Genomic DNA, 25,558 nt, shown 5'->3' with positions numbered 1-25,558 from the left:
TCACCCGAGCCCCCGCCATGCGCGCCGTCACATTTCGCCCTTCTCTGCTCGCGCTGGCGACGATCCTCACGTTCGCTCTCCACTCCCATTGCGCACAGGCGCAGTCCACCGACGTGCAAGCCGTCAACGACCCGGCCCCGGCCGATCATCGATCGTCGGCCAAGACCCTCGACTCGGTGCGGGTGTTCGGCCTGAGGGGCCAGCCGCTCGCCGTCGACGGCATCGAGCAAGCGCGCGAGCGTCTCCACGAGCGCGCCGGTGCGACCGGGCTGGTCGACGGCGAGTCCTATCGCGGCGGCCGTGTCAGCACCCTGACCGATGCGCTGGGTTACGCCGCCGGCGTATTCGTGCAATCGCGTTTCGGCGCCGAAGAAGCACGGTTGTCGATCCGCGGCTCCGGCCTGCAACGCACCTTCCACGGGCGCGGTCTCGAGCTGTTGCAAGACGGCAGCCCGCTCAACCTCGCCGATGGCGGTTTCGACTTCCAGGCGGTCGAGCCCTTGTCGTCGCGCTATATCGAGGTCTATCGCGGTGCCAATGCGCTCGAGTTCGGTGCCGCCACGCTCGGCGGCGCGATCAACTTCGTTTCGCCGACCGGCTACGACGCCGCCCCCATCAGCCTGCGCGTCGAAGCCGGCGACTTCGGCTATCGTCGCGGCCAGGTCGCTCTCGCCGGCGTGTCCGGCCGTGGCGACGGTTATCTGAGCCTGAGCGGTCTGCGTCAGGACGGCTTCCGCGATCATGCCGAGCAGGAAAACTATCGCGTGTTCGGCAACGCCGGTTTCCGCTTCAGCGATACCCTCGATGCACGCGTTTACCTCACCCACGTCGACACGCGTTCGGCCTTGCCGGGCAATCTGACCCTGGCCGAATCGCGACGCGACCCCACCCTCGCCGCGCCGGGCAATCTCGCCTTGAACCAGCGGCGCGACTACCGCCTCGACCGCATCGCCGCCAAACTCGCCTGGGCCGCATCCGAGACCGGCACGCTCACGCTTTCGCTCTATTACGCCGATAAGTCGCTCGACCACCCTATCTTCCAGGTGCTGCGCCAAGAAAGCCGCGACACCGGTGTCGACCTGCGTTGGCGCGGCGAGTCGCAATGGTTCGGCCGCCGCAACGTGCTGATCGCCGGCGCCGCCTTCGCCCAGGGCGACATCGAGGACGATCGTTTCTTCAACATCGCCGGGCACGCCGGCGCGCGCAGCAATCGCTTCGACCAGCGCGCGCGCAACGCCAAGCTCTATGTCGAGAACCAGACTTGGCTCGCGCCGAGCTGGGTGCTGGCCGTCGGCGCGCAGGCGCTGCATTCGCAGCGCCGCTCGCAGGACCGCTTCATCACCGGCGGCCGCGACGAGAGTTTCTCCCGCGACTATTCCGGTATCAGCCCCAAGCTCGGCCTGCGCTACCTGCTCGATGCGCATACCCAGCTCTACGCCAACATAAGCCGCAGCCTGGAGCCGCCGAGTTTCGGCGAGCTCAGCGGCGGCCCCGGGGTGACCCAGGTCGACCGGCAACGCGCGGACAGCGGCGAAATCGGCCTGCGCCTGGATCGCGACAAGCTGTCGGTCGACTTCGCCCTGTATCGCGCCCACATCGACGGCGAGCTGCTCTCACTCAGCGACGGCAGCGGCAATCCGCTCGGCACCGTCAATGCCGACCGCACCATTCACCAGGGCATCGAACTCGGCCTGGGTTGGCACCCGGCCGAGCACTGGACCTTGTCGGCGAACTATCTCTACAACGACTTCCGCTTCGACCGCGACCGTGTCTACGGCGACAACGACCTCGCCGGCGTGCCTGCGCAGCAGCTGCGCGCCGAACTGCGCTGGTCGCCGGGCGAGTACTTCTATCTCGCCCCGAACCTCGAGTGGACGCCGCAGGACTACTGCATCGACCACGCCAACAGCTTCAGGGCGCCGGGCTATACCATCGCCGGGCTGCGCATCGGCGGAAAAGTCGCCAAGGACTGGTCGTGGTTCGCCGACGCCCGCAACCTCGGCGACCGCAAGTGGATCGCCAGCAGCAGCGTGATCGCCGATGCGCGCGGCCAGGACGGCCGCAATTTCCTGCCCGGCGACGGCCGCTCGCTCTATCTTGGCCTGGAGTGGCGGCCGCGCTGAGGCGACCGCCGCCCCGGCTCAGATCTCGAACCGATACGACAGCTTGACCAGCAACTGCTCGCTGTCGCGCAAGTCGAAGGCATCGCGGAATTCGCGTCCGACGCCGCGGTCCACCCGGCCTTCCTCGAACATCTCGCCGCCGCGCACGTAGGCGATGTAGAGATAGGACAGCGGCGCCAGTTCGTAGCGATAGCGGATCTGGAAGCCCAGGTTGCGCACGCGGAAATCCGGGATCGCTTCGTCGACCGCGAGCGCGCGGCCGCCGGCGTCGACGCGGTAGGCCTGTTTCAGGCGCGCGTCCAGGCCGATGGTTTCCAGGCGCACGCGCAGTTCCTGCTTGTCGTCGATGAACCACTGCAGGCCCGCGTCCAGCACCAGGGTATCGGCACGGAACGCACCGAGGCGGTTGCCGCCGCGCCACAACAGCCAATCGGGGGCGTGGCTGTACTCGAAGCCGGCAAACAGGATCAGGCGATCGCTGAACTGATAATTCGGCTCCAAGTACAGGCTGGTTTCGCCCTCGTCGATGCCGCCCAGGCCGTCGGCGCTGTAGCCAGCCTCGATGGCCAGCGACCATGGGCTGTCGCCCTGCCGCGGCAGCAGGCGCTCGTAGTTGACGAACAAACGCGACGGCACCCGCAACACGCCATTGCCGCGGGTGATCAGGTCGTCGTGGCCGGCCGTCCACAGCGCGACCTCGGCGAACTCGTTGCCGCCGTTGCGCAGCTCGCCGCGGCGGGTGATCGCGAACGCGTCGGCTATGTGCACGCCGTCGTCGCTGTAGCGGCGCGAAGCGGCGTAGTGCCAGTCGTGCGAGGCATAGGACGAATCGGCCGGCAGGTCGGTGACGCGGCGGCCCAGGTCGTAGCGCAGGTAGTTGAAGTTGTTGCGCTCCAGATAGCCGAAGTCGTTGAGCTGCAGATCCTTGCCCAGGTGCAGGCCGTACAGTTGTTGGCGCCAGCCACCGCCCATGTCGTAGTCGACCCGGATCTGGCCACCGCTGTCGCGCAGGGCACGACCGCCTTGCTCGACGTCGGAGGCCACCAGCGTGCCGCGGATCGCCCACTGCGGGTTCGGCGTCCAGCGCTGGTCGAATTCGTAGACATTGGCCTGGCGGTCCAGGAACGGGCGGTCCACGCGCGTGACCATCGCGCCGAGGCCGAGCGCGGCGAAGTCGCGAGTGGCGCGCACCGCATAGAAATCGCGGCCGACCTCGTCGCCTTCGTTGGCCGCGAACAGGCCGTAGTTGAAGCCGCCGGCGCTGCCGTTGAGCTTGAGTGCGGCGGTGACGTCGCCCGAGCCCAGGCCGTCGTCGGTCTTGCCGCCGACGCGGCGGGTGTAGATCAGGCGGCTGTTGCTGTTGTACGAACCGAAGGGCAACTCGAAGAAGCCCTGGTTCTCGGTGAAGAACGGGCGCTTGTCGCTGAAGAAGGATTCGGTGGCGCTGAAATTGACGGTCAGCTCGTCGCTTTCGACCTGGCCGAAATCGGGGTTGATCGTCGCGCTGAGCTGGAACTTGCCGCTGGGCTTCCAGAACAGGTCGGCGCCGGCGTCGAAATCGCCGTCGTGGCCGACCGCGTCGCCCACCCCGACCACGTACGGCGTGATCGCCAGCAGCGACTGGCTGTAGGCCGGCACTTCGATGCGGTTGAACGCGGACAGGAAGCGCGCTTCGGTGTAGTGCACCGCCGGCCACGAGGTGCGCTCGCCGGTCGAGGCGATGACTCGGTCGAGTTCGATGCCGAGGGTGCGGGTGCCGCCGGCGACGTCGCGCATCGGTGCGATATGCCAGGGGATCAGCATCTCCGCCGACCAGCCGTTGTCGTCCTCGGCGGTGGCGTGGCGCCAGTCGCCGTCCCAGTCGTCGTTGAACTGGTTCTCGCTGGTGATGGTGGTGTCGACGATGCTGTTGGCCAGGGTCACGGTGAAGTTGTAGCCGGCACGGCCGTCGCCGTCGAAGTCCACGTAGAGGTTGACCCGGTCGACGGTGGCGTTGCCGTCGCGCTGGGTGTGCTGGCGCAGGCGCGGCACGCCGGCCGGCTGGTGATTGCGGAAGGCCACGGCGAGCCCGTCCGGAGTCGCCAGCAGCCAGGCCTCGGTCGGCTGCGAGGCGGCCGCGCGCGACAGCGGCTGGGTCAGGCGGAAGTCGTCGATGCGCTGGGCGCCGCGCCATTCCTCCGGGTCGATGCGGCCGTCGATCTCCAACCCATAGGCGCAGGGAGAGGCGATCGCAGCCGAGGTCGCGAGCAGGGAGGTGAACAGATTCGTGCGCATACAGCAGCCCCGGTGATGCGGATTGACCGCATAGCGAGTGCCTGCCCCGGCCCTCGTCGATGACGGATCGCGGCGAACGGTGTCGCGATGCCGCGCAGACTAGCGGTGCGGCGGCTTTTCACCGCATGGCGTAAGTCATGGCAACCCTTGGCCGCCGACGCGCATCCTTGAGTTCGGCGACCGGTCCGCAGGGCTGAATGCGCGCCCGGTTACGCCCCGACTCGCCCGGCTCAGGGCGCGGTGGCGTCGTGGGTGACGAAAGCCGATTCGCCGGCCGGCAGTTGCATCCAGTCCGGATGGGCCAGGGCCCGGGCGATGTCGGACTGGCCGGACAGCCAGTGCTCGCGCATGGCCACGCGGCCGAACTGGTAGTCCTTGAAGTGGCCGATACGGGCGCGGTCGCGGTAGATCAGGTGGATCACGCTGTAGCGGCGGTCGCAGGCCAGCTCGGCGGCGTGCTGGGCCCAGGGGTTGCTCGCACGCACGTCCTCGGGGATTTCCTCGAGCAGTTCGCGCAGCAGACGCCGGTAATGCTGGAACACCCGCTGGGTGTCGGTGATCAGGCGGGTGCGGCTGGAGTATTGGATTTCTTTCTGCCGCTCGGCGACGTCGAGCAGGGTCTGCGGCAGGTCGCCGCGCGCGTTCCACAGGTCGACCTGGAACACCAGGGTGTCGCGGCGCGGCGACGAGGTCAGCACGTGCGACAGCGGGGTGTTCGAGACCAGGCCGCCGTCCCAGTAGTACTCGCCGTCGATCTCGACGGCCGGGAACGCCGGCGGCAAGGCGCCCGAGGCCAGGATGTGGCGCGCGTCCAGGCGCATCCGGGTGTTGTCGAAATACTCCAGATTGCCGGTGCGCACGTTGACCGCGCCGACCGAGACCCGGATGCCGCCGTCGTTGAGTCGGTCGAAATCGACCATGCGTTCGAGCGTGGCGATCATCGGCGAGGTGTCGTACAGGCTGGCCGCCGCCGGCCCGGGCACCGCGAACGGGTCCTGGCCGAGCCACGCGCGCGGACGGTAGAAGCCGTGCTGGCCCTCGACGATCGCGCGCCAGGCCTCCCAGGTATCGAGCCAGGCGCGGGTGTCGGCATCGAGATCGGCGAACCGCGCTTCCTGGCCGAAGGTGGTCGAGGGCAACAGGGTCGGTTGCGAGATCGTGGCCCAGAACTCGCGCAGCGCGTCCATGCGTTTGTCCGGCGGGTTGCCGGCGATGATCGCGGTGTTGAACGCGCCGATCGAAATGCCGGCGATCCAATTGGGCGCGATGCCGGCTTCGTACAAGCCTTGATAGACGCCGGCCTGATAGGCGCCGAGCGCGCCGCCTCCCTGCAGGACCAGGGCGATGTTCTCCGGCAACACCGAGGTTTCGGCGCGGATGCGCTCGCCCGCGGCCTTGGCCGCACGCGAGGCGGCCTGCTTGCTGGCCGCGCGCTTGGGTGGAGTCGCCGGCTTCGGCACGCGCTTGGCCGGCGCGCGTGCGACGGGTAAGCGTGCGGCGACGCTGCTGCGCCTGGAGGGTTCCTTGGACGGCTCTTTGCGGGCCGGGGTCTTCGTAGATGAATCTTTCTTGGCCGCCGTCGCCGGCTTGGAATCGCGCTTGGCCGGCGTCCGCGATGCGGGTTCGCGCTGCGGCGGTGTGGAGCGCTTGCTGCTGGGCATTGCGGTTGCCTCTTCGGAAACTTTCGCGGCGGTCAGGCGCCCATGGTGCTTCGCTTGCGCCGTTATCGCCGTGAAGACCGATTGCGCGGCGAAGCAGCAAGGGGCAAGGGCAGCCCTCCTGCCCCCTCCTCAAAGGGGGGAAGCCGCAGAAGCTTCAGCGTCTTGTAACGATGAAGCCCATCCACGCTGCTTTCGCAGACGCCCGTTACTGCATATACCAACCATGGCTGACCACGAAGCTCTGCCCGGTCAGGGCCGCACTCGGGAATTCGGCGAGGAAGCGCACGGTCTGGGCGACGTCCTCGACGGTGGTGAACACGCCGTCGACGGTGTTGCCGAGCATGACTTTCTTGATCACCTCGTCCTCGCTGATGCCGAGCTCCTTGGCCTGCTCGGGGATCTGCTTGTCGACCAGCGGAGTGCGCACGAAGCCCGGGCAGACTACATGGCTGCGCACGCCGTGTTTGGCGCCTTCCTTCGCCAGCACCCGCGACAGGCCCAGCAGGCCGTGCTTGGCGGTGACGTAGGCCGACTTCAGCGGCGAGGCCTCGTGCGAATGCACCGAGCCCATGTAGATCACGGTGCCGCCTTTGTTGTCCTTGTACATATGCGGCAGCGCCGCCTTGGTGGTCAGGAAAGCGCCGTCGAGGTGGATCGCGAGCATCTTCTTCCAGTCGGCGAAGGCGTAGTTCTCGATCGGATTGACGATCTGGATGCCGGCGTTCGACACCAGGATGTCGATGCCGCCGAGTTCGGCGACCACGCGTTCGATGCCGGCGTTGACCGCGGCCTCGTCGGTGACGTCCATGGCCACGCCGATCGCGCGGCCGCCGTTGCCGGCGATTTCGTCGGCGACGGCCTGGGCCCCGGCCTGGTTGAGATCGGCGATCGCGATCGCGGCGCCGGCGCGGGCCAGCTCGTGGGCGATTTCCTTGCCGATGCCGCTGGCGGCTCCGGTGACGACGGCGACCTTGCCTTGGATCGAACTCATGGCGACTCCTGGATACGGTGCGAAGGGAAGAAGGGCGTTGCGCCGCGCGATGCGCGAACCGGCGACCATTGTCGCCGCCGCACGTTATCGCGGCGTGGCGGCCGGCGCATTGCAGTGTCCCGTCGCGGCGACGAAGCGGCTATCGGACCTTCGTACCCGGCTGGGGGCTTTGCGGGATCGGGCGGGAATGGCAGGTAGTTATCCGCCGAACCTCGGCCAGACCGGGGGGGCTCTGCAGGCGGACCTATGAATAGCCCAGATCGCAGGGTGGCCGCGTCGCGCGTCGAAGCCGCGCGGTCGCGGCTTACGCCGCTCCTATCCTGACGGGCTACGGCCACTATCGGCGCGAGATTGATGGATTGCGGTCGCGGCTCACGCCGCTCCTACAGGGATGGGTTCGCGGCGCTCCGTTGCTCGAGCAAGAGCAGAGCTTCCGTCCGCTAAAGCGGCCGGGTTACTTTCTTTTGCTGGCCCAAAAGAAAGGTAACCAAAGAAAAGGGCTTTCCTTGCAAGGGCACAGGCCACGAGTGCGATGCCTGCGCCGGGATTTTTCGATAGGACATCCTTGTCCTATCGAAAAACGGCGCACGTCCTGTGCGCCGCCCTCCGGGTCTCCAACTGTTCTCGCAGGCCTGGCGCTGCGCCAGACGCTTCACGGCAACAGCAACCGCCTCGTTGCCGTTGCCGTTGCCGTTGCCGTTGCCGTTGCCGTTGCCGTTGCCGTAAAGATTTTGCTGTTGCTGTGCGCCATTCCGCACTCGCGAAGCCAATCGAAGACCCGGAGGGCGGCCCGCAGGGATGCGGGCCGTTTTTCATCGGGACAGGGATGTCCCGTATGAAAAAGCCCTGCGTCGGCATCGTTCGTGCGGGCTTGTGATTCAAAGCAAAAGCATTTTTCTTTGGTTACCTTTCTTTTGTTGCTTTAGACAAAAGAAAGTAACCCGCCGCTTTAGTGGCGGAAGCTTTAGGCGTTTGATCTTGATATTGCTTGAGCGATACGCCGCGAGACCGAAACAACGCGGTCGCGGCTCGCGCCGCTCCTACCCTTGCGACAGCCCGCCGCTTCGGTGGGTAGCATCGGCATTGTCGCCTCTGCGCATCCCGCGGGCGCGGCGTATGACCGAAGGAAATCCAGTAGGACGCCGCTCCTACAGGGACGAGATGCCGCCTTCGGACTGCACGGCGGGCACCCGAGGACCGCCTCGACGCCCGCGCTGCGCGCCATCGGCCCGGAACTGCGCCGGGCCGGAAACGCCTCAATCCTTCTTCTTGCCCTTCTTCTTGTCTTTCTTTTTCTTCTTGTCTTTCTTCTTGTCCTTGTCCTTCTTCGCCTTCTTGTCCTTCTTCGGCTGCAGCATCGTCCCGGTGCAATTGGCCGAGCCGCAGCGGCACTCCCAGATCTTCTTCAGTTCCTTGGTGTGCTTCTCGGCCAGGGTGATGCCGTAGTTGTAGGACAGTTCCTCGCCCGCGGCGATGTCGCGAACCGCCTCGATGAAGACCCGGTCGCGGCGGCGGTCGTCGCCGTCGTCCTCTTCCAGCACCGCCTCGCAGTTCGGCGAGCAGCTGTGGTTGATCCAGCGCGCGGTGTTGCCTTCGTGGTTGGCGTCGATCACGTACTCGTCGTTGAGCGTGAACAGGAAGGTATGGCCGGAGTCGGCGTCGCCGGTCTCGCCCGCATCGACCTCTTCGTGGGTGCGGCGGCTGCCCTTGTACTCGACGACCCGCTCGCCCTTGGCGATCGGGGCAATGGCGAACACACCATTGCCATGAATGGCGGAACGACGGGCGGCGATCTTGCGCGGCATAGCGAATCCCAAAATGACGAACCAGCATTCTGACGTGCTTGAACGGCCTTCGCTATCCAGGTCCCTCCGCACAGCCGACGGCCTGTATGCATCGGGCCAAATCTCAGGCCAGACCTCGGGCCGGACCTCGGACCAGGCCCCTCACCGCGGCCAGGGCCCGGACCGCCCCCGCGATACGCCTGAATCGCGCAAAACCCCCGGCTTGGCCGCGCCCGGAGAAAAACGTACAATTTCGGTACGAATTACCCCGAGCGGCCCCGCCGATGCTCCGCGTCACCAAACTCACCGACTACGCCACGGTCGTCTTGACCGTCCTGGCGGCCCAGTCCGACCGCGTCCTGAGCGCGTCGGAGCTGGCCGAGCGGGCGGGTCTGGAGGCGCCGACGGTCAGCAAGCTGCTCAAGCCGCTGGCCCAGGCCGGCCTGGTCGAGGGGTTCCGCGGCGCCAACGGCGGCTATCGCCTGGCCCGCCCCGCCGACGAAATCGGCCTGATCGAGATCGTCGAGGCAATGGAAGGCCCGCTCGGCATGACCGAGTGCAGCGTCCACGAAGGCAATTGCGGCCTCGAACACCAGTGCGGCGTGCGCGCCAACTGGCGCCGCATCAACGACGTGGTCATCGAGGCCCTGAGCAACGTCACCCTCGCCCAGATGCTCGCCCCCACTCCTTCCTTTTCACCCGAACCAGCCGGCCGGCGCATCGATCTGCGCCTGGCCGGCGCTTAGACAGTAGGCAGCCGCCATGGCCACCGACATCATCAAGACGCCCGCTCCCTCGGGCGACATCGCTAATCGCCCGCTTCAGAACGAGGCGATCCACGAGCAGCTCGGGCGTCGCTACGAGGCCGGTTTCATCACCGACATCGAATCCGACAGCCTGCCTCCGGGCCTCGACGAGGACACCATCCGTGCCCTCTCGGCCAAGAAGGAAGAGCCCGAGTGGATGACGCAGTGGCGGCTGGAGGCTTATCGCCACTGGCTGACCATGCCGATGCCGCATTGGGCCAAGCTCAACATCGCCGCGATCGACTTCCAGGCGCTCAGCTACTACAGCGCGCCGAAGGCCAAGTACAAGTCGCTCGACGAAGTGCCCGAAGAGCTCATCGCCACCTACGACAAGCTGGGCGTGCCGCTGCACGAGCGCGCGCGGCTGGCCGGCGTCGCGGTCGACGCGGTGTTCGACTCGGTCTCGGTCGGCACCACCTTCCGCAAGGAACTGGCCGAGAAGGGCGTGATCTTCTGCTCGATGTCGGAAGCGATACGCGAGCAGCCCGAGCTGGTGAAGAAGTACCTCGGCAGCGTGGTGCCGACCGGCGACAACTTCTTCGCCGCGCTTAATTCGGCGGTGTTCTCCGACGGCAGCTTCGTCTTCATCCCCAAGGGCGTGCGTTGCCCGATGGAACTGAGCACCTATTTCCGCATCAACGCAGGCCACACCGGCCAATTCGAGCGCACCCTGATCATCTGCGAGGACAAGGCCTACGTCTCGTACCTGGAAGGCTGCACCGCGCCGATGCGCGACGAGAACCAGCTGCATGCCGCGGTGGTCGAACTGGTCGCGCTGGAAGACGCCGAGATCAAGTACTCGACCGTGCAGAACTGGTACCCCGGCGATGAGAACGGCGTCGGCGGCATCTACAACTTCGTGACCAAGCGCGGCGAATGCCGCGGCGCGCGCAGCAAGATCAGCTGGACCCAGGTCGAGACCGGTTCGGCGATCACCTGGAAGTACCCCAGCTGCGTGTTGCTCGGCGACGATTCCAGCGGCGAGTTCTATTCGGTCGCGCTGACCCATCACCGCCAGCAGGCCGACACCGGCACCAAGATGATCCACATCGGCAAGCGCACCAAGTCGAAGATCATCAGCAAGGGCATCAGCGCCGGCCGCGGCCAGAACACCTACCGCGGCCTGGTCAAGATCGAGAAGAACGCCGCCGGCGCGCGCAACCACACCCAGTGCGACAGCCTGTTGATCGGCAAGAAGTGCGGCGCGCATACCTTCCCCTACATCGAGGTCAAGCACCCCGATGCGACTGTCGAGCACGAAGCGACCACCTCCAAGATCAGCGACGATCAGCTGTTCTATTGCCGTTCGCGCGGCATCGGCGAGGAAGACGCGGTGTCGATGATCGTCGACGGCTTCTGCAAGTCGGTGTTCCGCGAGCTGCCGATGGAGTTCGCGGTCGAGGCCAAGAAACTGCTCGAAGTCTCGCTGGAAGGTTCGGTCGGATGAAGCCCGCGCCTTTGCTCCCGGCGCTGCTGGCCGCGGCGCTCGCCGCCTGCTCGGCTGCGCCGGCCCCGCCGACCGCGGCGTCGGCTCCGGCTCCGGCGGCCACGGCCGCCGCGGCTCCGACGCCCGCCACCGCGGTCGCGCCGGTCGAGGCGCCGCTGGCCCCGCCGGGCACGATCAAACACGCGCTCGCCGCCGGCGAGTACCTGTTGCCGTTCACCATCGCGCCCGAGAAAGCCGAAACCCACGACCCGCGCGTGCTGCAGTGGAGCGAACACCCCTGCGGCGCGACCCCGTATGCGCGGGTGCGCGCGATGCCGCTAGACGACAGCCTGCTGCTCGCCGACGAGGTGATCGAAATCGACGACGCCGGCCAGGAACTGCGCCGCTGGCGCAAGCCCTTCGAGGCCGACGTGGTCGCCATCGACGGCGAGCGCCTGCGCCTACGCAGCCTCGACGGCAACGGCGTCGAACGACTGCTGTGGACCGACCCGGCCGGCACCCTGGCGCCCGCGCAAGTCGCCGCCGAGGCCGAACCGCGCCGGTTCGATTGCCCGGCGCTGAAAGCCTTCGCCGGCTCCGATTTCGTGCAATGCCTGGAGTACGCCGATGCCGGCGGCGCCAAGCGCAAGCTCGCCTACGAAGGCGTCTGTACCTGAGCGCGGGCCCTCGCCGCCCGCCTTCCGACCCGATACCGGCGCCGCCGCGCCACTCAGTTTTCTGGACACCCCCATGTTGAAGATCGAAAACCTCCACGTCCAAGTCGCCGGCAAGGACATCCTCAAAGGCCTCTCGCTCGACCTGCAGCCGGGTCAGGTGCACGCGATCATGGGGCCGAACGGCGCCGGCAAATCGACGCTCGGCAATATCCTCGCCGGCCGCGAGGGCTATGAGGTGACCGAGGGCACGGTCGAATTCGAGGGCCGCAACCTGCTCGAACTGGAGCCGGAAGAACGCGCCGCCGCCGGCGTGTTCCTGGCCTTCCAGTACCCGGTCGAGATCGCCGGCGTCAACAACACCTATTTCCTGCGCGCTGCGCTCAACGCTCAGCGCAAGGCGCGCGGCGAGGCCGAGCTCGACTCGATGCAGTTCCTCAAGCTGGTGCGCGAGAAGCTCGCTGTGCTGCACCTGAAGGACGAGTTGCTGCACCGCGGCGTCAACGAAGGCTTCAGCGGCGGCGAGAAGAAGCGCAACGAAATCTTCCAGCTCGCCCTGCTCGAACCCAAGCTGGCGATCCTCGACGAGACCGACTCCGGCCTCGACATCGACGCGCTCAAGGCCGTCGCCGACGGCGTCAACGCACTGCGTTCGCCCGACCGCGCCTTCCTGGTCATCACCCACTACCAGCGCTTGCTCGACTACATCAAGCCCGACGTCGTGCACGTGCTGGCCGACGGCCGCATCGTCGAGAGCGGCGGCCCGGAGCTGGCCCTGGAACTGGAAGCGCACGGCTACGAATGGCTCAAGGACCGCGTCGCACCGGAGAGCGCCGCGTGACCCCGCCCCGCCACGCCGCCATCGACTTGCATACGCAGGCCCGGGCCTGGGCCCCGACACGTTCCGCCGCGCCTGCGCGAGGACACTGACATGAGTCTGCTACTCGAAGGATTCGCCGCTTCGTTCGAGCAATTGTCGGCACGCGAAGCCGCCGGCCTCGGCCCGACCCGCCGCGCCGCGCTCGATGCGGTGCTGCGCGACGGCCTGCCCGGCCCGCGCAACGAAGCCTGGAAGTACACGCCGCTGCGCGCGCTCGACCGGCGCGCGTTCGCCGCCGCCGATCTCGCCCCGGGCGGCTTCGACGCCTCGGCCATCGCCGGCATCCCGACCCCGCGCATCGTCTTCCACAACGGCCGCTACGACGCCGTGCACAGCGACCTCAGCGGCCTGCCGCAGGGCGTTTCGCTGCAGCCGCTGTCGCAGGTGCTGGCGATCGACGACGCCCGCGAAACCAATTTCCTCGCCCGCCGCTTCGACCGCAGCGACGAGATCTTCGCCCGCCTCAACGCCGCCCTGGCCGACGAAGGCGCGGTGCTGCGCGTGGACGCCGGCGTGCAGGTCGCAGGCGCGATCCATTTCGTCTTCGTCGGCAGCCCGGTCGCCGGCGACCGCGCCTGGCATTTGCGCCACCTGGTCGAGTTGCGCGAAGGCGCATCCCTGACCTTGGTCGAGCACCAACTCGCGGCCGACAGCCACACCCACTTGTCCAACAGCCTGACCCACGTGCACCTGGCGCCGAACGCATCGCTGTCGCATGCGCGCGTGCAGGACGAGGCGACCGGCGCGACCGTGGTCGCACGCACCGACGCGGTGCTCGCGCGCGCCGCGCAGTACCGCCGCATCGATCTCGAACTCGGCGCGGCGCTGTCGCGGCACGAACTCAACGCCGCGCTGCATGGCGAGGCCGCGCAGGTGCATGCCAACGGCGTGCTGCTCGCGACCGGCCGCCGCCATCTCGATACGCGCCTGGGCATCGACCACGTCGGCCGCGACAGTCAGTGCCAGCTGACCTGGCGCGGGCTCGGCGCCGGCCGTTCGCGCACCGCCTTCCACGGCGGCATCCTGATCCGCGAAGGCGCCGACGGCAGCAATGCCGCGCTGTCGAACAAGAACCTGCTGCTCAACGAAGGCGCCGAGATCGACACCCAGCCGGTGCTTGAGATCCACGCCGACGAAGTCCAGGCCGCCCACGGCGCTACCGTCGGCCAGCTTGACCCCCAGGCGATGTTCTACCTGCGTTCGCGCGGTTTGCCGGCCGAACAGGCGCGTGCGCTGCTGACCGCGGCGTTCTGTCGCGAGACCTTGTCGGTGCTGGAGGACGAGAGCGCGCGTTCGATGCTCGAAGTGCGCTTGAACCTCGCCCTCGAACGCCTGCAAGTCGTTTGAAACGAAGAACGAGTGCGCAGGAGAGAGTAACGAGTTCCAGCACGCTCTTACTCGTTTCTCGCTCCTCTCCACTCGTTGCTGGCTCCACCGGACCTTACCGATGACCGTCGCCCAAGCTCCCTCGATCGATTGGACCGCCGTCCGCGCCGACTTCCCGGTGCTGACCCGCGAGGTCCATGGCAAGCCGTTGATCTATTTCGACTCGGCCAACACCGGCCAGAAGCCGGCCGCGGTGATCGAGGCGGTCGACGATTTCTATCGCCACCACAACGCCAACGTCAGCCGCGCCGTGCACGCGCTCGGCAGCGAGGCGACCGAGGCCTACGAAGGCGCGCGCGCCAAGCTCGCCCGCTTCCTCAACGTGCGCGTCGAGGAACTGGTGCTGTGCAGCGGCACGACCTTCGCGATCAACCTGGTCGCCTACTCCTGGGCGCTGCCGCGCTTGCGCCCCGGCGATGCGATCGTGCTTACGCGCATGGAGCACCACGCCAACATCGTGCCCTGGCAGCTGGTCGCCCAGCGCACCGGCACGACCATCAAGGTCGCCGAGATCGACGAACGCGGCCAGCTCGACCTCAACCAGCTGTACGCGCTGCTGACGCCCGAGGTGAAGCTGCTCGCGCTGACCCACGTCTCCAACGTGCTCGGCACCGTCAACCCGGTGCGCGAGATCTGCCGCGAAGCGCGCAAGCGCGGCATCGCCACCCTCGTCGACGGCTCGCAGGCGGCGCCGCACCGGCCGCTCGACATCGCCGCGATCGGCTGCGATTTCTATGCGATCACCGGCCACAAGATGAGCGGCCCGACCGGCACCGGTGCGCTATGGGCGCGGCGCGAACACCTCGATGCGATGCCGCCCTTCATCGGCGGCGGCGAGATGATCAAGGAAGTGCGTTTCGAGGGCACCGTGTTCGCCGACGGCCCGCGCAAGTTCGAAGCCGGCACGCCGAACATCGCCGGCTTCGTGGGCCTGGGCGCGGCGGTCGATTACCTGTCGGCGCTCGGCATGGCACACATCGACGCCCGCGAGCAGGCCTTGCTGGCCTACGCCAACGAAGCCTTGTCGCAGGTGCCCGGCCTACGCATCTTCGGCCAGGCACAGGAGAAGGCCGCGGTGATCAGCTTCCTGGTCGAAGGCGCGCACGCGCACGACCTGGCGACCCTGCTCGATCTGGAAGGCGTGGCGATCCGCTCCGGCCACCACTGCGCGCATCCGCTCATGCAACACTTCGGCGTGCCGGCGACCTGCCGCGCCTCGCTCGCGTTCTACAACACCCACGACGAGATCGACGCGTTCGTGGCCGCCCTGAACAAAGTCCGCAAACTGCTCGCATGACCCACGACACTCTGAGTTTTCGCGCTGCCACCCTGGCCGACACCGACGCCCTCGTCGACCTGGTCGAATCGGCTTATCGCGGCGATTCCAGCCGCGCCGGCTGGACCACCGAAGCCGACTTCCTCGACGGCCGCCGCACCGGCGCCGACGACATCAAGGCCTGCCTCGACCGTCCGCAGAGCGTGATCCTGATCGTCGAGCGCAACGGCGCCGACGCCGCACCCGAGCTGCTCGCCTGCGCGCATGTCGCGGCCGAGGACGGCGCCGGCTACTTCGGCATGTTCTCGGTCAAGCCGACCTTGCAGGGCGGCGGCATCGGCAAGCGCGTGATCGACGAAGCCGAACGCATCGCCCGCGAGGACTGGAAGTTGCCGGCCATGCGCATGACCGTGATCGACATCCGCGACGAGCTGATCGCCTTCTACGAACGCCGCGGCTACGTCCGCACCGGCCACTACAAGCCCTTCCCCTACGGCGACGAGCGTTTCGGCCTGCCCAAGCGCGACGATCTGCGCTTCGAGGTGCTGGAAAAGACGTTCTGATGTCCGTGGGCTGAGGCCTGGTTGAGGCGTCGGGGTTAAAACGACGCCCCGTCGTCCTGGTCTCCACTTCGCCCGCTTTACGATCCGGCCTGCATCCCTTGGCCGGTCGCATCCATCGGCAAGGCCAGGAAAGCGCGCAGTGCACACCGGCCCTGCCCGCTTCTACAATGCCTCGCAACGCACTGCCAGCTCTTCAGGAAAGCAAGCCATGGGCGACTGGGTTTTCGTCTGCTCCACCTCGCAATTGCTGCCCGGCGAATCGACCGTCGCCTGGGACGGCGACACCGCGATCTTCGTATGCAACTACGACGGCGATTTCTACGCCCTCGAAGACCGTTGCTCGCACGAGGACTTCGAACTGTCCGCAGGCGCCTTCGACGGCGAGGAAGCCACGGTCGAATGCGTCCTGCACGGCGCCCGCTTCGACGTACGCGACGGCCGCCCCTTGTGCGCGCCCGCCTACGAACCGGTGGTGAAGTTCCCGGTCAAGGTCGAAGACGGCGGGGTCTGGACCCGCGACGACCGCGAGTAGGCGCCGCTTCGTTTCGATCATTGTCGCTGTTGCTGTTCCCCCTTTTCCAAAGGGGCCGGGGATTTTCCTTTCGCTTCTTCTCCACCCGGGCAAGAGCAAATCCCCCGCGCCGAAACTGCATCGGGCTTCGTGCCTGCGCCAGGCGCTCGCCCCTTTTGTCATCCTTTGTCGAAGGGGGCGACGGCGAACGCCGCGATGGGGCTAGGGCGCGAGCTAGGTGCTTTGGGTCGCGGCTTACGCCGCTCCTACAAGAGGGTGTTACGCGAGTCCGGTGCTTCACGGTCGCGGCTTGCGCCGCTCCTACCCCTTTGAAGCACCGATGCCAGCGCTCGTATGCGGCCCCCTGCGCCTGCCAAACCCCTGTTTGCGCACGCATTTACACCGGAAACGGTTACCGGACCCTCGAATTGTTCACAGTTCGTTGCAAATGAGAATTCATCTCATTAAGATTGCGATCTGACACGGTTTCGACCGTCACGCCCTTCCGTCCCCCTTGCTCGAGATACCCATGTCGACCACGAAGTTCGTCGTGTCGCCGCTCGCCGGTGCACTTGCCCTCGCCCTCAGTCTGCCCGTGCTCGCCGCCCCGGCGCCCGAACCCCAGGCCAAGGACCTCGACGGCGTCGCGGTGCACGGCCAGCGCGTACAGAAGGCCAGCAGCGGCAAGTACACCGCGAACCTGCGCGACACCCCGCAGACGATCAGCGTGATCGACCGCACCACCATCGACGGCCAGAACCTGCTGTCGTTGACCGACATCCTCAGCACCCTGCCGGGCATCACCTTCGGCGCGGGCGAAGGCGGCGGCGGTTTCGGCGACAAGATCAACCTGCGCGGCTTCGACGCCAGCACCGACATCACCGTCGACGGCGTGCGCGACAGCGGCCTTTACAGCCGCACCGACCCCTTCAACCTGGAAGCGGTCGAAGTCGTCAACGGCGCCAACTCGGTCTACTCCGGCGCCGGCTCGGTCGGCGGCACGGTCAACCTGGTCAGCAAGAGCGCGGGCCTCAACGAGTTCCACAAGGCCTCGATCGCCGCCGGCACCGACAGCTACACCCGCGTCACCACCGACAGCAACTTCGTGCTGGGCGAAGGCTCGGCGCTGCGCCTCAACGCGATGGCGCACCAGAACGACGTACCGGGCCGCGACGTCGAGCAGAGCGAGCGTTGGGGCGTGGCCGCATCGCTCGCCTTCGGCCTCGGCAGCGACACCAGCTGGACCTTGAACTACCTGCACCAGGAAGACGACAACACCCCGCAATACGGCCTGCCGTTCTTCAACGGCGACGTGCTGCCGGGCATCGACCGCGGCAACTACTACGGTTACAGCAACATCGACCGTCAGGACATCCAGCTCGATTCGGTCACCTCGATCCTCGACCACGCCTTCAACGACAATTTCAAGATCCGTAACCTGACCCGTTGGCAGCAGGCCGACCAGTTCTCGCTGGTCGACGCGGTCCAGGGCACCTGGTGCCTGGCCAACAACCTCACCCCGACCGGCACCAGCTGCGGCAGCACCCGCCCCGGCAACTACAGCCCGAGCGGCCCGCGCGGTTACGGCCGCGACACCCGCAACACCACGCTGTACAACCAGACCGACCTGACGGTGAACTTCAACACCGGCGCGATCGAGCACAACCTGGTCGCCGGCTTCTCGGTGCTGCACGAAGAATTCGACCTCGACGTCACCAGCGATTTCCGCAACCCCAACGGCACCAACCCGTTCCTCGCGGGCCTGCCGCAGATGAACATCGCGCGTCCGGACCACACCTACCGCGGCCCGCTCAACCGCACCCTGACCGGCCGCACCGAAGGCGAACTCGACAACCGCGCGATCTACGTGTTCGACACGCTCAAGTTCAACGAGCAGTGGCAGCTGAGCCTGGGCGCGCGCTACGAGCGCAACGAGGGCGAGACCATCAATGCGGTGGTCGTGCAGGCACCGACCGCGGCGAACCAGCCGCTGCCGGCCCAGCCTATCGGCACCGTCACCGGCTACGGCGTGCCGTTCAAGAGCAACGACGACCTGTTCTCCTACCGTGCCGGACTGGTTTACAAGCCGGTCGAGAACGGCAGCATCTACATCGCCTACGGCAACTCGAAGACGCCGTCGAAGGCCTCGGTCAACGGTTCGTGCACCGCGCAGACCTGCTCGGTCGATCCGGAAACCGCGGTCAATTACGAAATCGGCACCAAGTGGGACTTCCTCGACGGCCGCCTCGCCCTGACCGGCTCGGTGTTCCGCAACGAGCGCGAGAACTACAAGGTCGCCGACCTCGACAACCCGGCCAACCTGTCCGGCATGCAGCAGCTCGACGGCAGCGCGCGCGTCGACGGCTTCATGATCGGCCTGTCCGGCCTGATCACCGACCAGTGGGCGGTCTACGCCAACTACGCGCGTCTGGACAGCGAAGTGCTGCAGGGCGTGTCCGACTTCCAGGCCAATCTGGGCCGGGACTACACCAAGGGCGATCGTCTGACCCAGGTGCCGGAAGACTCCTTCAGCCTGTGGACCACCTACGACATCAGCCCGCGTTGGCAGGTCGGTTACGGCGCGACCTTCCAGGGCAAGATCTGGCTGACCCAGCACAGCGCGACCAACCTCAACGGCCCGCTGACGACCTACGGCAGCTACTGGACCCACCGCGCGATGGTCAATTACAAGATCAACCGCCAGGCCTCGCTGCAGCTCAACATCAACAACCTCACGGACGAGGAGTACTTCACCCGCATCCGCAACAACGGCTGGGCCACCCCGGGCGACGGACGCCAGGTGGTGCTGAGCGCCAACTTCGCCTTCTAAGTGGTATCGAACCTCGAGTTCACGTTCTAATCGGACTTCCATCGTCCAGGCGCGCCGCCCGGGTCCTCCCGGGCGGCCGCATTGAGGAAACCCATGCTGCTGCACGTGCCCAAGGTGCTCACCGCCGAACAGGTCGGCCATTGCCGCGAACGCCTGGCCCAGGCCGGTTGGAGCGACGGCCGCATCACCGCGGGCCACCAATCGGCCAAGGCCAAGGACAACGCGCAACTGCCCGAGAACGACCCGGTCGCGCGCGAGCTCGGCCCGATCATCCTCGACGCACTGTCGCGCAACCCGACCTTCTTTTCCGCGGCGCTGCCGCAGCGGGTCTACCCGCCGCTGTTCAATCGCTACGCCGGGGGCCAGTCGTTCGGCTTCCACGTCGACAACGCGATCCGCTACGACCGCAGCCGCGGCGGCATGGACGCGGTGCGCACCGACCTGTCGGCGACCTTGTTCCTGAGCGCGCCGGAGGAGTACGACGGCGGCGAGCTCGTCATCGAAGACACCTACGGCACCCACCCAGTGAAGCTGGCGGCCGGCGACCTGGTGCTGTATCCCGGCACCAGCCTGCACAAGGTCACCCCGGTCACCCGCGGCGAACGCCTCGCCTCGTTCTTCTGGATCCAGAGCCTGCTCGCCGAAGATTCGCAGCGCCGGCTGATGTTCGAGCTGGACGTGTCGATCCGGCGCCTGACCGCCGACGTGCCCGATCATCCCGCGCTGGTCCAGCTGACCGGCGTGTACCACAACCTGTTGCGGCGCTGGAGCCAGACGTGAGCGCGGCCAGCCGCGACGATCGCGCGATCAAGACCGGCTCGATCAAAGCCGGCCCGATCAAGGCCGAACCGATCAAGGCCGCTTCGGGCACGATCGATCCGAATCGTCGCGCCTATTGGCTCAAGACCCTGCACCGCTGGCACTGGATCAGCGCCGCGGTGAGCCTGGTCGCGCTGCTGTTGTTCTCGGTGACCGGCATCACCCTTAACCACGCCGCCCAGATCGAATCCGAACCGGTCGTGGTCAACGTCAAGGAAACCTTGCCGGCCAGCCTGCTGCGCGGCCTCAAGCGCGAGCATGCCGCCGACGCGCCCTTGCCCGGCGCGGTCAACGACTGGCTCGCCGATGCGTTGGACGTGCGCACCGCCGAACGCAAGGGCGAGTGGTCCGATGCCGACGTCTACGTCTCGCTGCCGCGTCCCGGCGGCGACGCCTGGCTCAGCATCGACCGCGAGAGCGGCGCGATCGAATACGAACGCACCGACCGCGGCTGGATCGCCTGGCTCAACGATCTGCACAAGGGCCGCAACACCGGCGCGGCCTGGCGCTGGTTCATCGACCTGTTCGCGGTGGCCTGCCTGTTGTTCGCCTCGACCGGCCTGTGGCTGCTGCAACTGCACGCACGCCAGCGCGGCAAGACCTGGCCGCTGGTCGCGGCGGGCCTGGCGGTGCCGCTGCTGCTGATCATCCTGTTCATGCACTGACCCATCCCCTTTACGCATTCGTCGCTTTACGCATTCCCCGCTTTAGAACTCCCAGGAGCGATCCATGAAGCTGTCGTCTTTCAAAGTGCTGATCCCGGCGATGGTGCTGCCGATGCCGGCGCTCGCGGCCGATCTCGAACTCAACATCGAGATCCCGCGCATCAACGCCGCCGAGTACCACCGCCCCTATGTCGCGGCCTGGATCGAAAAGGCCGACAACAGCGTCGCCAGCAACCTCGCGGTCTGGTACGACCTCGACATGAAGAACGGCGAAGGCACCAAGTGGCTCAAGGACATGCGCCAGTGGTGGCGCCGCAGCGGCCGCACCCTGCAGATGCCGGTCGACGGCGTCAGCGGCGCGACCCGTCCGGTCGGTCAGCACGCGGTTTCGTTCAAGGGCAACAGCAAGGCCCTCGCCGGCCTCGCGCCGGGCCGCTACACCCTGGTCGTGGAAGCCGCGCGCGAAGTCGGCGGCCGCGAAATGCTGTCGATCCCGTTCGAGTGGCCGGCCAAGGCGCAGAACCTGTCGGCGCAGGGCAAGACCGAACTCGGCAAGGTGAAGGTGGTGGTGAAGCCTTGAGAATCGGGAATGGGGAATCGGGAATCGCGCGAGCGGTCTCCGACTCCTGTTCCATCCCGGCTCTTCCCCTAACGATTCCCGATTCCCGATTCCCCATTCCCGGATAAAAACATGAACCTCAAACTTCTCGCCGCCGCCGTCGTCGCCACGTTCGCGCTCGCCGGCACCGCCCAGGCGCACAAGGCCTGGCTGCAGCCTTCGCAGACCGTGTTCTCCGACAAGGGTTCGTGGCTGACCGTCGACGCCGCGGTCTCCAACGACCTGTTCTATTTCAACCACGTGCCGTTACCGCTGGAGCGCCTGCAGATCACCGCGCCCGACGGCAGCGCCGTGCAGCCGCAGAACGGTGCGACCGGCAAGCTGCGCAGCGTGTTCGACGTCGAGCTGTCGCAGGAAGGCACCTACAAGGTCGCGATGAACAACGAAGGTCTGTTCGCCAGCTACAAGCTCGGCGGCGAAGCCAAGCGCTGGCGCGGCAAGGCCAGCGAGTTCAAGAGCGGCATCCCGGCCGGCGCCACCGAGGTCAATGCCTCCGAAAGCCTCGGCCGCGTGGAGACCTTCGCCACCGTCGGCAAGCCGAGCACGACCGCGTTCAAGACCACTGGCAAGGGCATCGAGCTGGTGCCGGTGACCCATCCGAACGATCTGTTCGCGGGCGAAACCGCGAGCTTCCAGTTGCTCGTCGACGGCAAGCCGGCGGCGGGCCTCAAGGTCGAAATCGTGCCGGGCTCGACCCGTTATCGCGACCAGCAGAACGAAATCAACGTCACCACCGGCAACGACGGCAAGTTCGAGGTCAAGTGGCCGCAGGCCGGCATGTACTGGCTGGAAACCACCAGCGAAGACGCCAAGACCACGCTGCCGGAAGCCAAGCAGCGTCGCCTGAGCTACGTCGCCGTGTTCGAAGTGCTGCCGCAGTAAACCGATGCCGGTGTCGACGCCGCAGGTGACGTGGACGTGGTCGGGCGCATGGGATGCGCCCGAGGCGGCGTCGCTGCACGCGCTCGACGGCATCACCATGGGCACGCGCTGGTCGGTCAAGTTGATCGCCCGCGCCAGCGCGCTGCCGATGTTGGAACGCGGCATCCAGGCGCGGCTCGATCAAGTCGTCGCCCAGATGAGCACCTGGGAAAGCGATTCCGACCTCAGCCGTTACAACCGTTCCGGCGCCGGCAGTGTGCACGCGCTGCCGGCCGAATTCGCCGAAGTGATGGCGGCCGCGCTCGCGCTCGCCGCCGACAGCGACGGCGCCTACGACCCGACCATCGGCCCACTGGTCGATCTGTGGGGTTTCGGCCCTGCCGGCGCACGCGAGGCCGCACCCGACGCGATCGTGTTGGCGAACGCGCAAGCGCGTGTGGGCTGGCGCCGGCTGCGCTTCGACGCCGCCGCGCGCACGCTCGAACAACCCGGCGGCGCCTACGTCGACCTGTCCTCGATCGCCAAGGGCTACGGCGTCGACCGCGTCGCCGACTATCTGCTCGAACAAGGCGTCGCCGATTGCCTGGTCGAAGTCGGCGGCGAGTTGCGCGGGCACGGGCGCAAACCCGATGCGACACCGTGGCGCGTCGCGGTCGAACAACCCGGTGGCAGCGACGACGAAGCCGCCGCGGTGATCGCGCTCGACGGCCTCGCCATCGCGACCTCCGGCGACTATCGCCGCTATTTCGACGCCGACGGCCGGCGTTATTCGCACACCCTCGATCCGCGCAGCGGCCGGCCGATCGCGCACCCGCTGGCTTCGGTCACCGTGCTGCACGCGCAGTGCATGCAGGCCGACGCCCTCGCCACCGCCTTGACCGTGCTCGGCGCGCATGCCGGCATGGCCTACGCGAACCGCCACGGCCTGGCCGCCTTGTTCGTGCTGCGCGAGGGCGAGGGCTTCGTCACTCGCACCACGCCGGCGTTCGTCGCCCGGCAGCGCAGCGCATGAGCACCGTCGCGACCGCACCGCGCCGGCGTTTCGACCTCGGCGTCCTCGGCAATCTGCTGGTCGTGCTGGCGCTGGTCGCGCTCGCGATCGGTTTGTCGCAATGGCAGGCCGAACCCTTGCGTTGGAGCTTCCCCGGACGTGGCCGTGTGTGGGCGGCGGGCGCGGTCGCCGCGCTATATGCCGGCTTCGTCGCCGCCATCGCCGTCTCGCGGACGCGACGTGCGCGCGCGCAGGCCTTGCCGGCGATCTCCGCGCAACAACGCGGCGATTGGCTGGTCGCCTTCGCCAGCCAGACCGGTTTCGCCGAACAACTCGCACGCCGCAGTTACGAGGCCTTGCGCGATGCCGGCCTGAGCGCCGACCTCGCCGTGCTCGGCACCCTCGACGCGGCGCAACTGGCGCGGTATCCGCGCGTGTTGTTCGTCGTCAGCACCACCGGCGAAGGCGATGCGCCCGACAGCGCGGCCGGCTTCGTCCGACGAGTCATGGCGCAGGCAGGCGAACTGTCGGCCACACGCTACGGCGTGCTCGCCCTCGGCGACCGCGAGTACACCGAGTACTGCGCGTTCGGCCATCGTCTCGACCACTGGCTGCGGCATTCCGGAGCCCAATCCCTGTTCGATCTGGTCGAGGTCGACAATAGCGAACCCGGCGCCCTGCGCCATTGGCAGCACCATCTGGGCCTGTTGGCCGGCCACACCGAGCTGCCCGACTGGAGCGCGCCTTCGTACCGCCCCTGGCATCTGCAGGAACGTCTGCTGTCCAACCCCGGCAGCGTCGGCGGCCCGGTGTTCCGACTGGGCCTGGTGCCGGCCGACGGCGACGCGCTCGACTGGCGCGCCGGCGATATCGCCGAGATCGGGCCGCGCAACAGCGCCGCCGATGTCGTGCAGTGGCTGGCGACGCTCAGCCTGGACGGCGCCGAAATCGTGCGGCACGCAGATGCGCAGGAGCCCTTGTCGGCCTTGCTGGCGCGCTCGCGTTTGCCCGATCCCAATGCCGTGCGGGGGCAAGGTGCGCAGGCCATCGCCGATGCGCTCAAGCTGCTGTCGCACCGCGAGTACTCGATCGCCTCGGTGCCTGCCGACGGTTCGCTGCAACTCTTGGTCCGCCAGATGCGTTACGAGGACGGCCGCTACGGCAGCGGCAGCGGCTGGCTGACCGAACATGCGGCACCAGGCACGGCGATCGACCTGCGCATCCGCAGCAACCCCTCCTTCCATGCACCGAGCGATGCGCGCCCGGTGTTGCTGATCGGCAACGGCACCGGCCTGGCCGGCCTGCGCGCGCTGCTCAAGACCCGGATCGCCGCGGGGTATCGCCGCAACTGGCTGCTGTTCGGCGAACGCAACGCCGCCTGCGACCTGCACTACCGCGCCGAACTCGACGCCTGGCAGGCCGACGGCGCGATCGAACGCGTCGACTACGCGTTCTCGCGCGACGGCGAGTCGCGGACCTATGTGCAGGATGTGTTGCGCAAGCATCTGGACGCGGTGCGCGAATGGATCGCGCAAGGCGCCGCGGTCTATGTCTGCGGCAGCCTCGAAGGCATGGCGCCGGGCGTGGAAGCGGTGCTGCACGAAGCGGTCGGCGTGGACACGCTGGAGGCCATGGCCGCAGACGGTCGCTATCGGCGCGATGTGTATTGAGCGATCTCGGGCGTCTGAATCATCGCGGGGATGACCGATCCTGAGATGGTGGCTGCTGGGGATGTGGGTTCTGATTCTGGGGTGCTGAGTGATCTCGTGCGTAGGAACCATCGCCCCTTTCACAAAGGGGCCGACGCCCAGCGCGCGCATCGCTGCTGAGTGAGGTTCGGAGCGCGGGGGATTTGCTTTGGTTTGCTTCGCATACACCCAGGCCGACTCAGCCGAACAAGGGCGTAACGGATCGGGGGAATACGCCGAGATCTCTGGATCCCCGCCTTCGCGGGGATGACGGCTCTTGAGGGATGACAACTCTTGGGGATGACGACTCTCGGCGCGATACGTACTGAGTGATCTCGAGCGCGTGAACCATCGCCCCCTTTGACAAAGGGGGCCGACGCCCGGCGCGCGCATCGCTGCTGAGTGAGGGTCGGAGCGCGGGGGATTTGCTTTGGTTTGCTTCGCATACGCCAGGCCGACTCAGCCGAACAAGGGCGTAACGGATCGGGGGAATACGCCCAGAGCTCTGGATCCCCGCCTACGCGGGGATGACGGCTCTTGAGGGATGACAACTCTTGGGGATGACGACTCTCGGCGCGATACGTACTGAGTGATCTCGAGCGCGTGAACCATCGCCCCCTTTGACAAAGGGGGCCGACGCCCGGCGCGCGCATCGCTGCTGAGTGAGGGTCGGAGCGCGGGGGATTTGCTTTGGTTTGCTTCGCATACA

General features: G+C 67.2%; 20 protein-coding genes and 1 pseudogene. 16 read left to right on the top strand and 5 right to left on the bottom strand.

Annotated elements, in window-relative coordinates; all coding sequences use genetic code 11:
• Positions 1–17: 17 nt before the first annotated feature.
• A complete protein-coding gene (locus LC490_RS08850; RefSeq protein WP_223619924.1) occupies positions 18–2,123 on the top strand; it encodes a TonB-dependent receptor in 2,106 nt (701 codons plus the stop codon).
• A gap of 18 nt (positions 2,124–2,141) precedes the next feature.
• On the opposite strand, the gene LC490_RS08845 is transcribed toward LC490_RS08850, so the two are convergent.
• From LC490_RS08845 to LC490_RS08825, 5 genes and pseudogenes are all read right to left on the bottom strand, one after another.
• Positions 2,142–4,397: a DUF5916 domain-containing protein gene (locus tag LC490_RS08845; RefSeq protein WP_223619923.1), complete on the bottom strand. Its 2,256-nt coding sequence runs from the start codon at positions 4,395–4,397 to the stop codon at positions 2,142–2,144.
• Between the two features lie 230 nt (positions 4,398–4,627).
• Positions 4,628–6,058 (bottom strand): patatin-like phospholipase family protein, encoded by a 1,431-nt coding sequence (locus LC490_RS08840; RefSeq protein WP_223619922.1) that lies wholly within the window; start codon positions 6,056–6,058, stop codon positions 4,628–4,630.
• 205 nt (positions 6,059–6,263) lie between these two features.
• Entirely contained in the window at positions 6,264–7,049 is a 786-nt protein-coding gene (locus tag LC490_RS08835; RefSeq protein WP_057917286.1) for a 3-hydroxybutyrate dehydrogenase, read from the bottom strand.
• Between the two features lie 440 nt (positions 7,050–7,489).
• Complete coding sequence (locus LC490_RS08830) at positions 7,490–7,807, bottom strand: hypothetical protein (protein WP_223619921.1); 318 nt, start codon at positions 7,805–7,807, stop codon at positions 7,490–7,492.
• A gap of 582 nt (positions 7,808–8,389) precedes the next feature.
• Positions 8,390–8,854 (bottom strand): annotated as a pseudogene (locus LC490_RS08825) (SET domain-containing protein-lysine N-methyltransferase); the annotation flags it as partial.
• A 263-nt stretch (positions 8,855–9,117) separates the two neighbouring features.
• Between LC490_RS08825 and LC490_RS08820 the strand changes: the two are divergent.
• The 15 genes from LC490_RS08820 to LC490_RS08750 all read left to right on the top strand — a co-directional run bounded on the left by LC490_RS08820 (position 9,118) and on the right by LC490_RS08750 (position 24,831).
• On the top strand, positions 9,118–9,579 hold the full coding sequence (locus LC490_RS08820) for an SUF system Fe-S cluster assembly regulator (RefSeq protein ID WP_031373854.1): 462 nt from the start codon (positions 9,118–9,120) through the stop codon (positions 9,577–9,579).
• A gap of 16 nt (positions 9,580–9,595) precedes the next feature.
• Positions 9,596–11,086, top strand: coding sequence for a Fe-S cluster assembly protein SufB (gene sufB / locus LC490_RS08815; RefSeq protein ID WP_036149647.1), 1,491 nt, complete (start codon positions 9,596–9,598; stop codon positions 11,084–11,086).
• Positions 11,083–11,742 (top strand): hypothetical protein, encoded by a 660-nt coding sequence (locus LC490_RS08810; protein WP_223619920.1) that lies wholly within the window; start codon positions 11,083–11,085, stop codon positions 11,740–11,742. Before sufB ends, LC490_RS08810 begins: the two co-directional genes overlap by 4 nt.
• Before the next feature lie 73 nt (positions 11,743–11,815).
• The gene (sufC, locus tag LC490_RS08805; protein ID WP_031373857.1) at positions 11,816–12,580 is read left to right on the top strand and encodes a Fe-S cluster assembly ATPase SufC; all 765 of its coding nucleotides are present in this window, start codon (positions 11,816–11,818) and stop codon (positions 12,578–12,580) included.
• 90 nt (positions 12,581–12,670) lie between these two features.
• On the top strand, positions 12,671–13,966 hold the full coding sequence (gene sufD, locus LC490_RS08800; RefSeq protein WP_031373858.1) for a Fe-S cluster assembly protein SufD: 1,296 nt from the start codon (positions 12,671–12,673) through the stop codon (positions 13,964–13,966).
• Positions 13,967–14,066: 100 nt separating this feature from the next.
• On the top strand, positions 14,067–15,302 hold the full coding sequence (locus tag LC490_RS08795; protein WP_223619919.1) for a cysteine desulfurase: 1,236 nt from the start codon (positions 14,067–14,069) through the stop codon (positions 15,300–15,302).
• On the top strand, positions 15,299–15,844 hold the full coding sequence (locus LC490_RS08790) for a GNAT family N-acetyltransferase (RefSeq protein ID WP_031373860.1): 546 nt from the start codon (positions 15,299–15,301) through the stop codon (positions 15,842–15,844). The genes LC490_RS08795 and LC490_RS08790 overlap by 4 nt, the downstream gene beginning before the upstream one ends.
• Positions 15,845–16,052: 208 nt before the next feature.
• Entirely contained in the window at positions 16,053–16,376 is a 324-nt protein-coding gene (locus LC490_RS08785; RefSeq protein WP_223619918.1) for a non-heme iron oxygenase ferredoxin subunit, read from the top strand.
• 508 nt (positions 16,377–16,884) lie between these two features.
• Positions 16,885–19,185 (top strand): TonB-dependent receptor, encoded by a 2,301-nt coding sequence (locus LC490_RS08780; RefSeq protein WP_223619917.1) that lies wholly within the window; start codon positions 16,885–16,887, stop codon positions 19,183–19,185.
• 93 nt (positions 19,186–19,278) lie between these two features.
• Positions 19,279–19,965, top strand: a complete 687-nt coding sequence (locus LC490_RS08775; RefSeq protein ID WP_031373863.1) for a Fe2+-dependent dioxygenase — start codon at positions 19,279–19,281, stop codon at positions 19,963–19,965.
• 71 nt (positions 19,966–20,036) lie between these two features.
• A complete protein-coding gene (locus tag LC490_RS08770; RefSeq protein WP_031373864.1) occupies positions 20,037–20,669 on the top strand; it encodes a PepSY-associated TM helix domain-containing protein in 633 nt (210 codons plus the stop codon).
• A gap of 64 nt (positions 20,670–20,733) precedes the next feature.
• Positions 20,734–21,249 (top strand): DUF2271 domain-containing protein, encoded by a 516-nt coding sequence (locus LC490_RS08765; protein ID WP_223619916.1) that lies wholly within the window; start codon positions 20,734–20,736, stop codon positions 21,247–21,249.
• Between the two features lie 111 nt (positions 21,250–21,360).
• On the top strand, positions 21,361–22,170 hold the full coding sequence (locus tag LC490_RS08760) for a DUF4198 domain-containing protein (protein WP_031373866.1): 810 nt from the start codon (positions 21,361–21,363) through the stop codon (positions 22,168–22,170).
• Between the two features lie 97 nt (positions 22,171–22,267).
• The gene (locus tag LC490_RS08755; protein WP_223619976.1) at positions 22,268–23,182 is read left to right on the top strand and encodes an FAD:protein FMN transferase; all 915 of its coding nucleotides are present in this window, start codon (positions 22,268–22,270) and stop codon (positions 23,180–23,182) included.
• Positions 23,179–24,831, top strand: coding sequence for a sulfite reductase flavoprotein subunit alpha (locus LC490_RS08750; protein ID WP_223619915.1), 1,653 nt, complete (start codon positions 23,179–23,181; stop codon positions 24,829–24,831). The genes LC490_RS08755 and LC490_RS08750 overlap by 4 nt, the downstream gene beginning before the upstream one ends.
• Positions 24,832–25,558: the final 727 nt, after the last annotated feature.

It is taken from the genome of Lysobacter sp. ESA13C (genome assembly GCF_019970005.1).
Classification (GTDB): domain Bacteria; phylum Pseudomonadota; class Gammaproteobacteria; order Xanthomonadales; family Xanthomonadaceae; genus Lysobacter; species Lysobacter antibioticus_B.
The sequence above is the reverse complement of the archived record's forward strand: the minus strand, read 5'-3'. Positions and strand labels throughout refer to the sequence as shown.

Bases quoted from the DNA above. Each gene is read 5' to 3' on its own strand.
- LC490_RS08795 (WP_223619919.1), top strand. From the start codon at position 14,067: ATGACCGTCGCCCAAGCTCCCTCGATCGATTGGACCGCCGTCCGCGCC.
- sufD (WP_031373858.1), top strand. From the start codon at position 12,671: ATGAGTCTGCTACTCGAAGGATTCGCCGCTTCGTTCGAGCAATTGTCG.
- LC490_RS08790 (WP_031373860.1), top strand. From the start codon at position 15,299: ATGACCCACGACACTCTGAGTTTTCGCGCTGCCACCCTGGCCGACACC.
- LC490_RS08785 (WP_223619918.1), top strand. From the start codon at position 16,053: ATGGGCGACTGGGTTTTCGTCTGCTCCACCTCGCAATTGCTGCCCGGC.
- LC490_RS08820 (WP_031373854.1), top strand. From the start codon at position 9,118: ATGCTCCGCGTCACCAAACTCACCGACTACGCCACGGTCGTCTTGACC.
- LC490_RS08760 (WP_031373866.1), top strand. From the start codon at position 21,361: ATGAACCTCAAACTTCTCGCCGCCGCCGTCGTCGCCACGTTCGCGCTC.
- LC490_RS08850 (WP_223619924.1), top strand. From the start codon at position 18: ATGCGCGCCGTCACATTTCGCCCTTCTCTGCTCGCGCTGGCGACGATC.
- LC490_RS08755 (WP_223619976.1), top strand. From the start codon at position 22,268: ATGGGCACGCGCTGGTCGGTCAAGTTGATCGCCCGCGCCAGCGCGCTG.
- LC490_RS08765 (WP_223619916.1), top strand. From the start codon at position 20,734: ATGAAGCTGTCGTCTTTCAAAGTGCTGATCCCGGCGATGGTGCTGCCG.
- sufB (WP_036149647.1), top strand. From the start codon at position 9,596: ATGGCCACCGACATCATCAAGACGCCCGCTCCCTCGGGCGACATCGCT.
- LC490_RS08835 (WP_057917286.1), bottom strand. From the start codon at position 7,049: ATGAGTTCGATCCAAGGCAAGGTCGCCGTCGTCACCGGAGCCGCCAGC.
- LC490_RS08780 (WP_223619917.1), top strand. From the start codon at position 16,885: ATGTCGACCACGAAGTTCGTCGTGTCGCCGCTCGCCGGTGCACTTGCC.
- LC490_RS08845 (WP_223619923.1), bottom strand. From the start codon at position 4,397: ATGCGCACGAATCTGTTCACCTCCCTGCTCGCGACCTCGGCTGCGATC.
- LC490_RS08750 (WP_223619915.1), top strand. From the start codon at position 23,179: ATGAGCACCGTCGCGACCGCACCGCGCCGGCGTTTCGACCTCGGCGTC.
- sufC (WP_031373857.1), top strand. From the start codon at position 11,816: ATGTTGAAGATCGAAAACCTCCACGTCCAAGTCGCCGGCAAGGACATC.
- LC490_RS08775 (WP_031373863.1), top strand. From the start codon at position 19,279: ATGCTGCTGCACGTGCCCAAGGTGCTCACCGCCGAACAGGTCGGCCAT.
- LC490_RS08810 (WP_223619920.1), top strand. From the start codon at position 11,083: ATGAAGCCCGCGCCTTTGCTCCCGGCGCTGCTGGCCGCGGCGCTCGCC.
- LC490_RS08840 (WP_223619922.1), bottom strand. From the start codon at position 6,058: ATGCCCAGCAGCAAGCGCTCCACACCGCCGCAGCGCGAACCCGCATCG.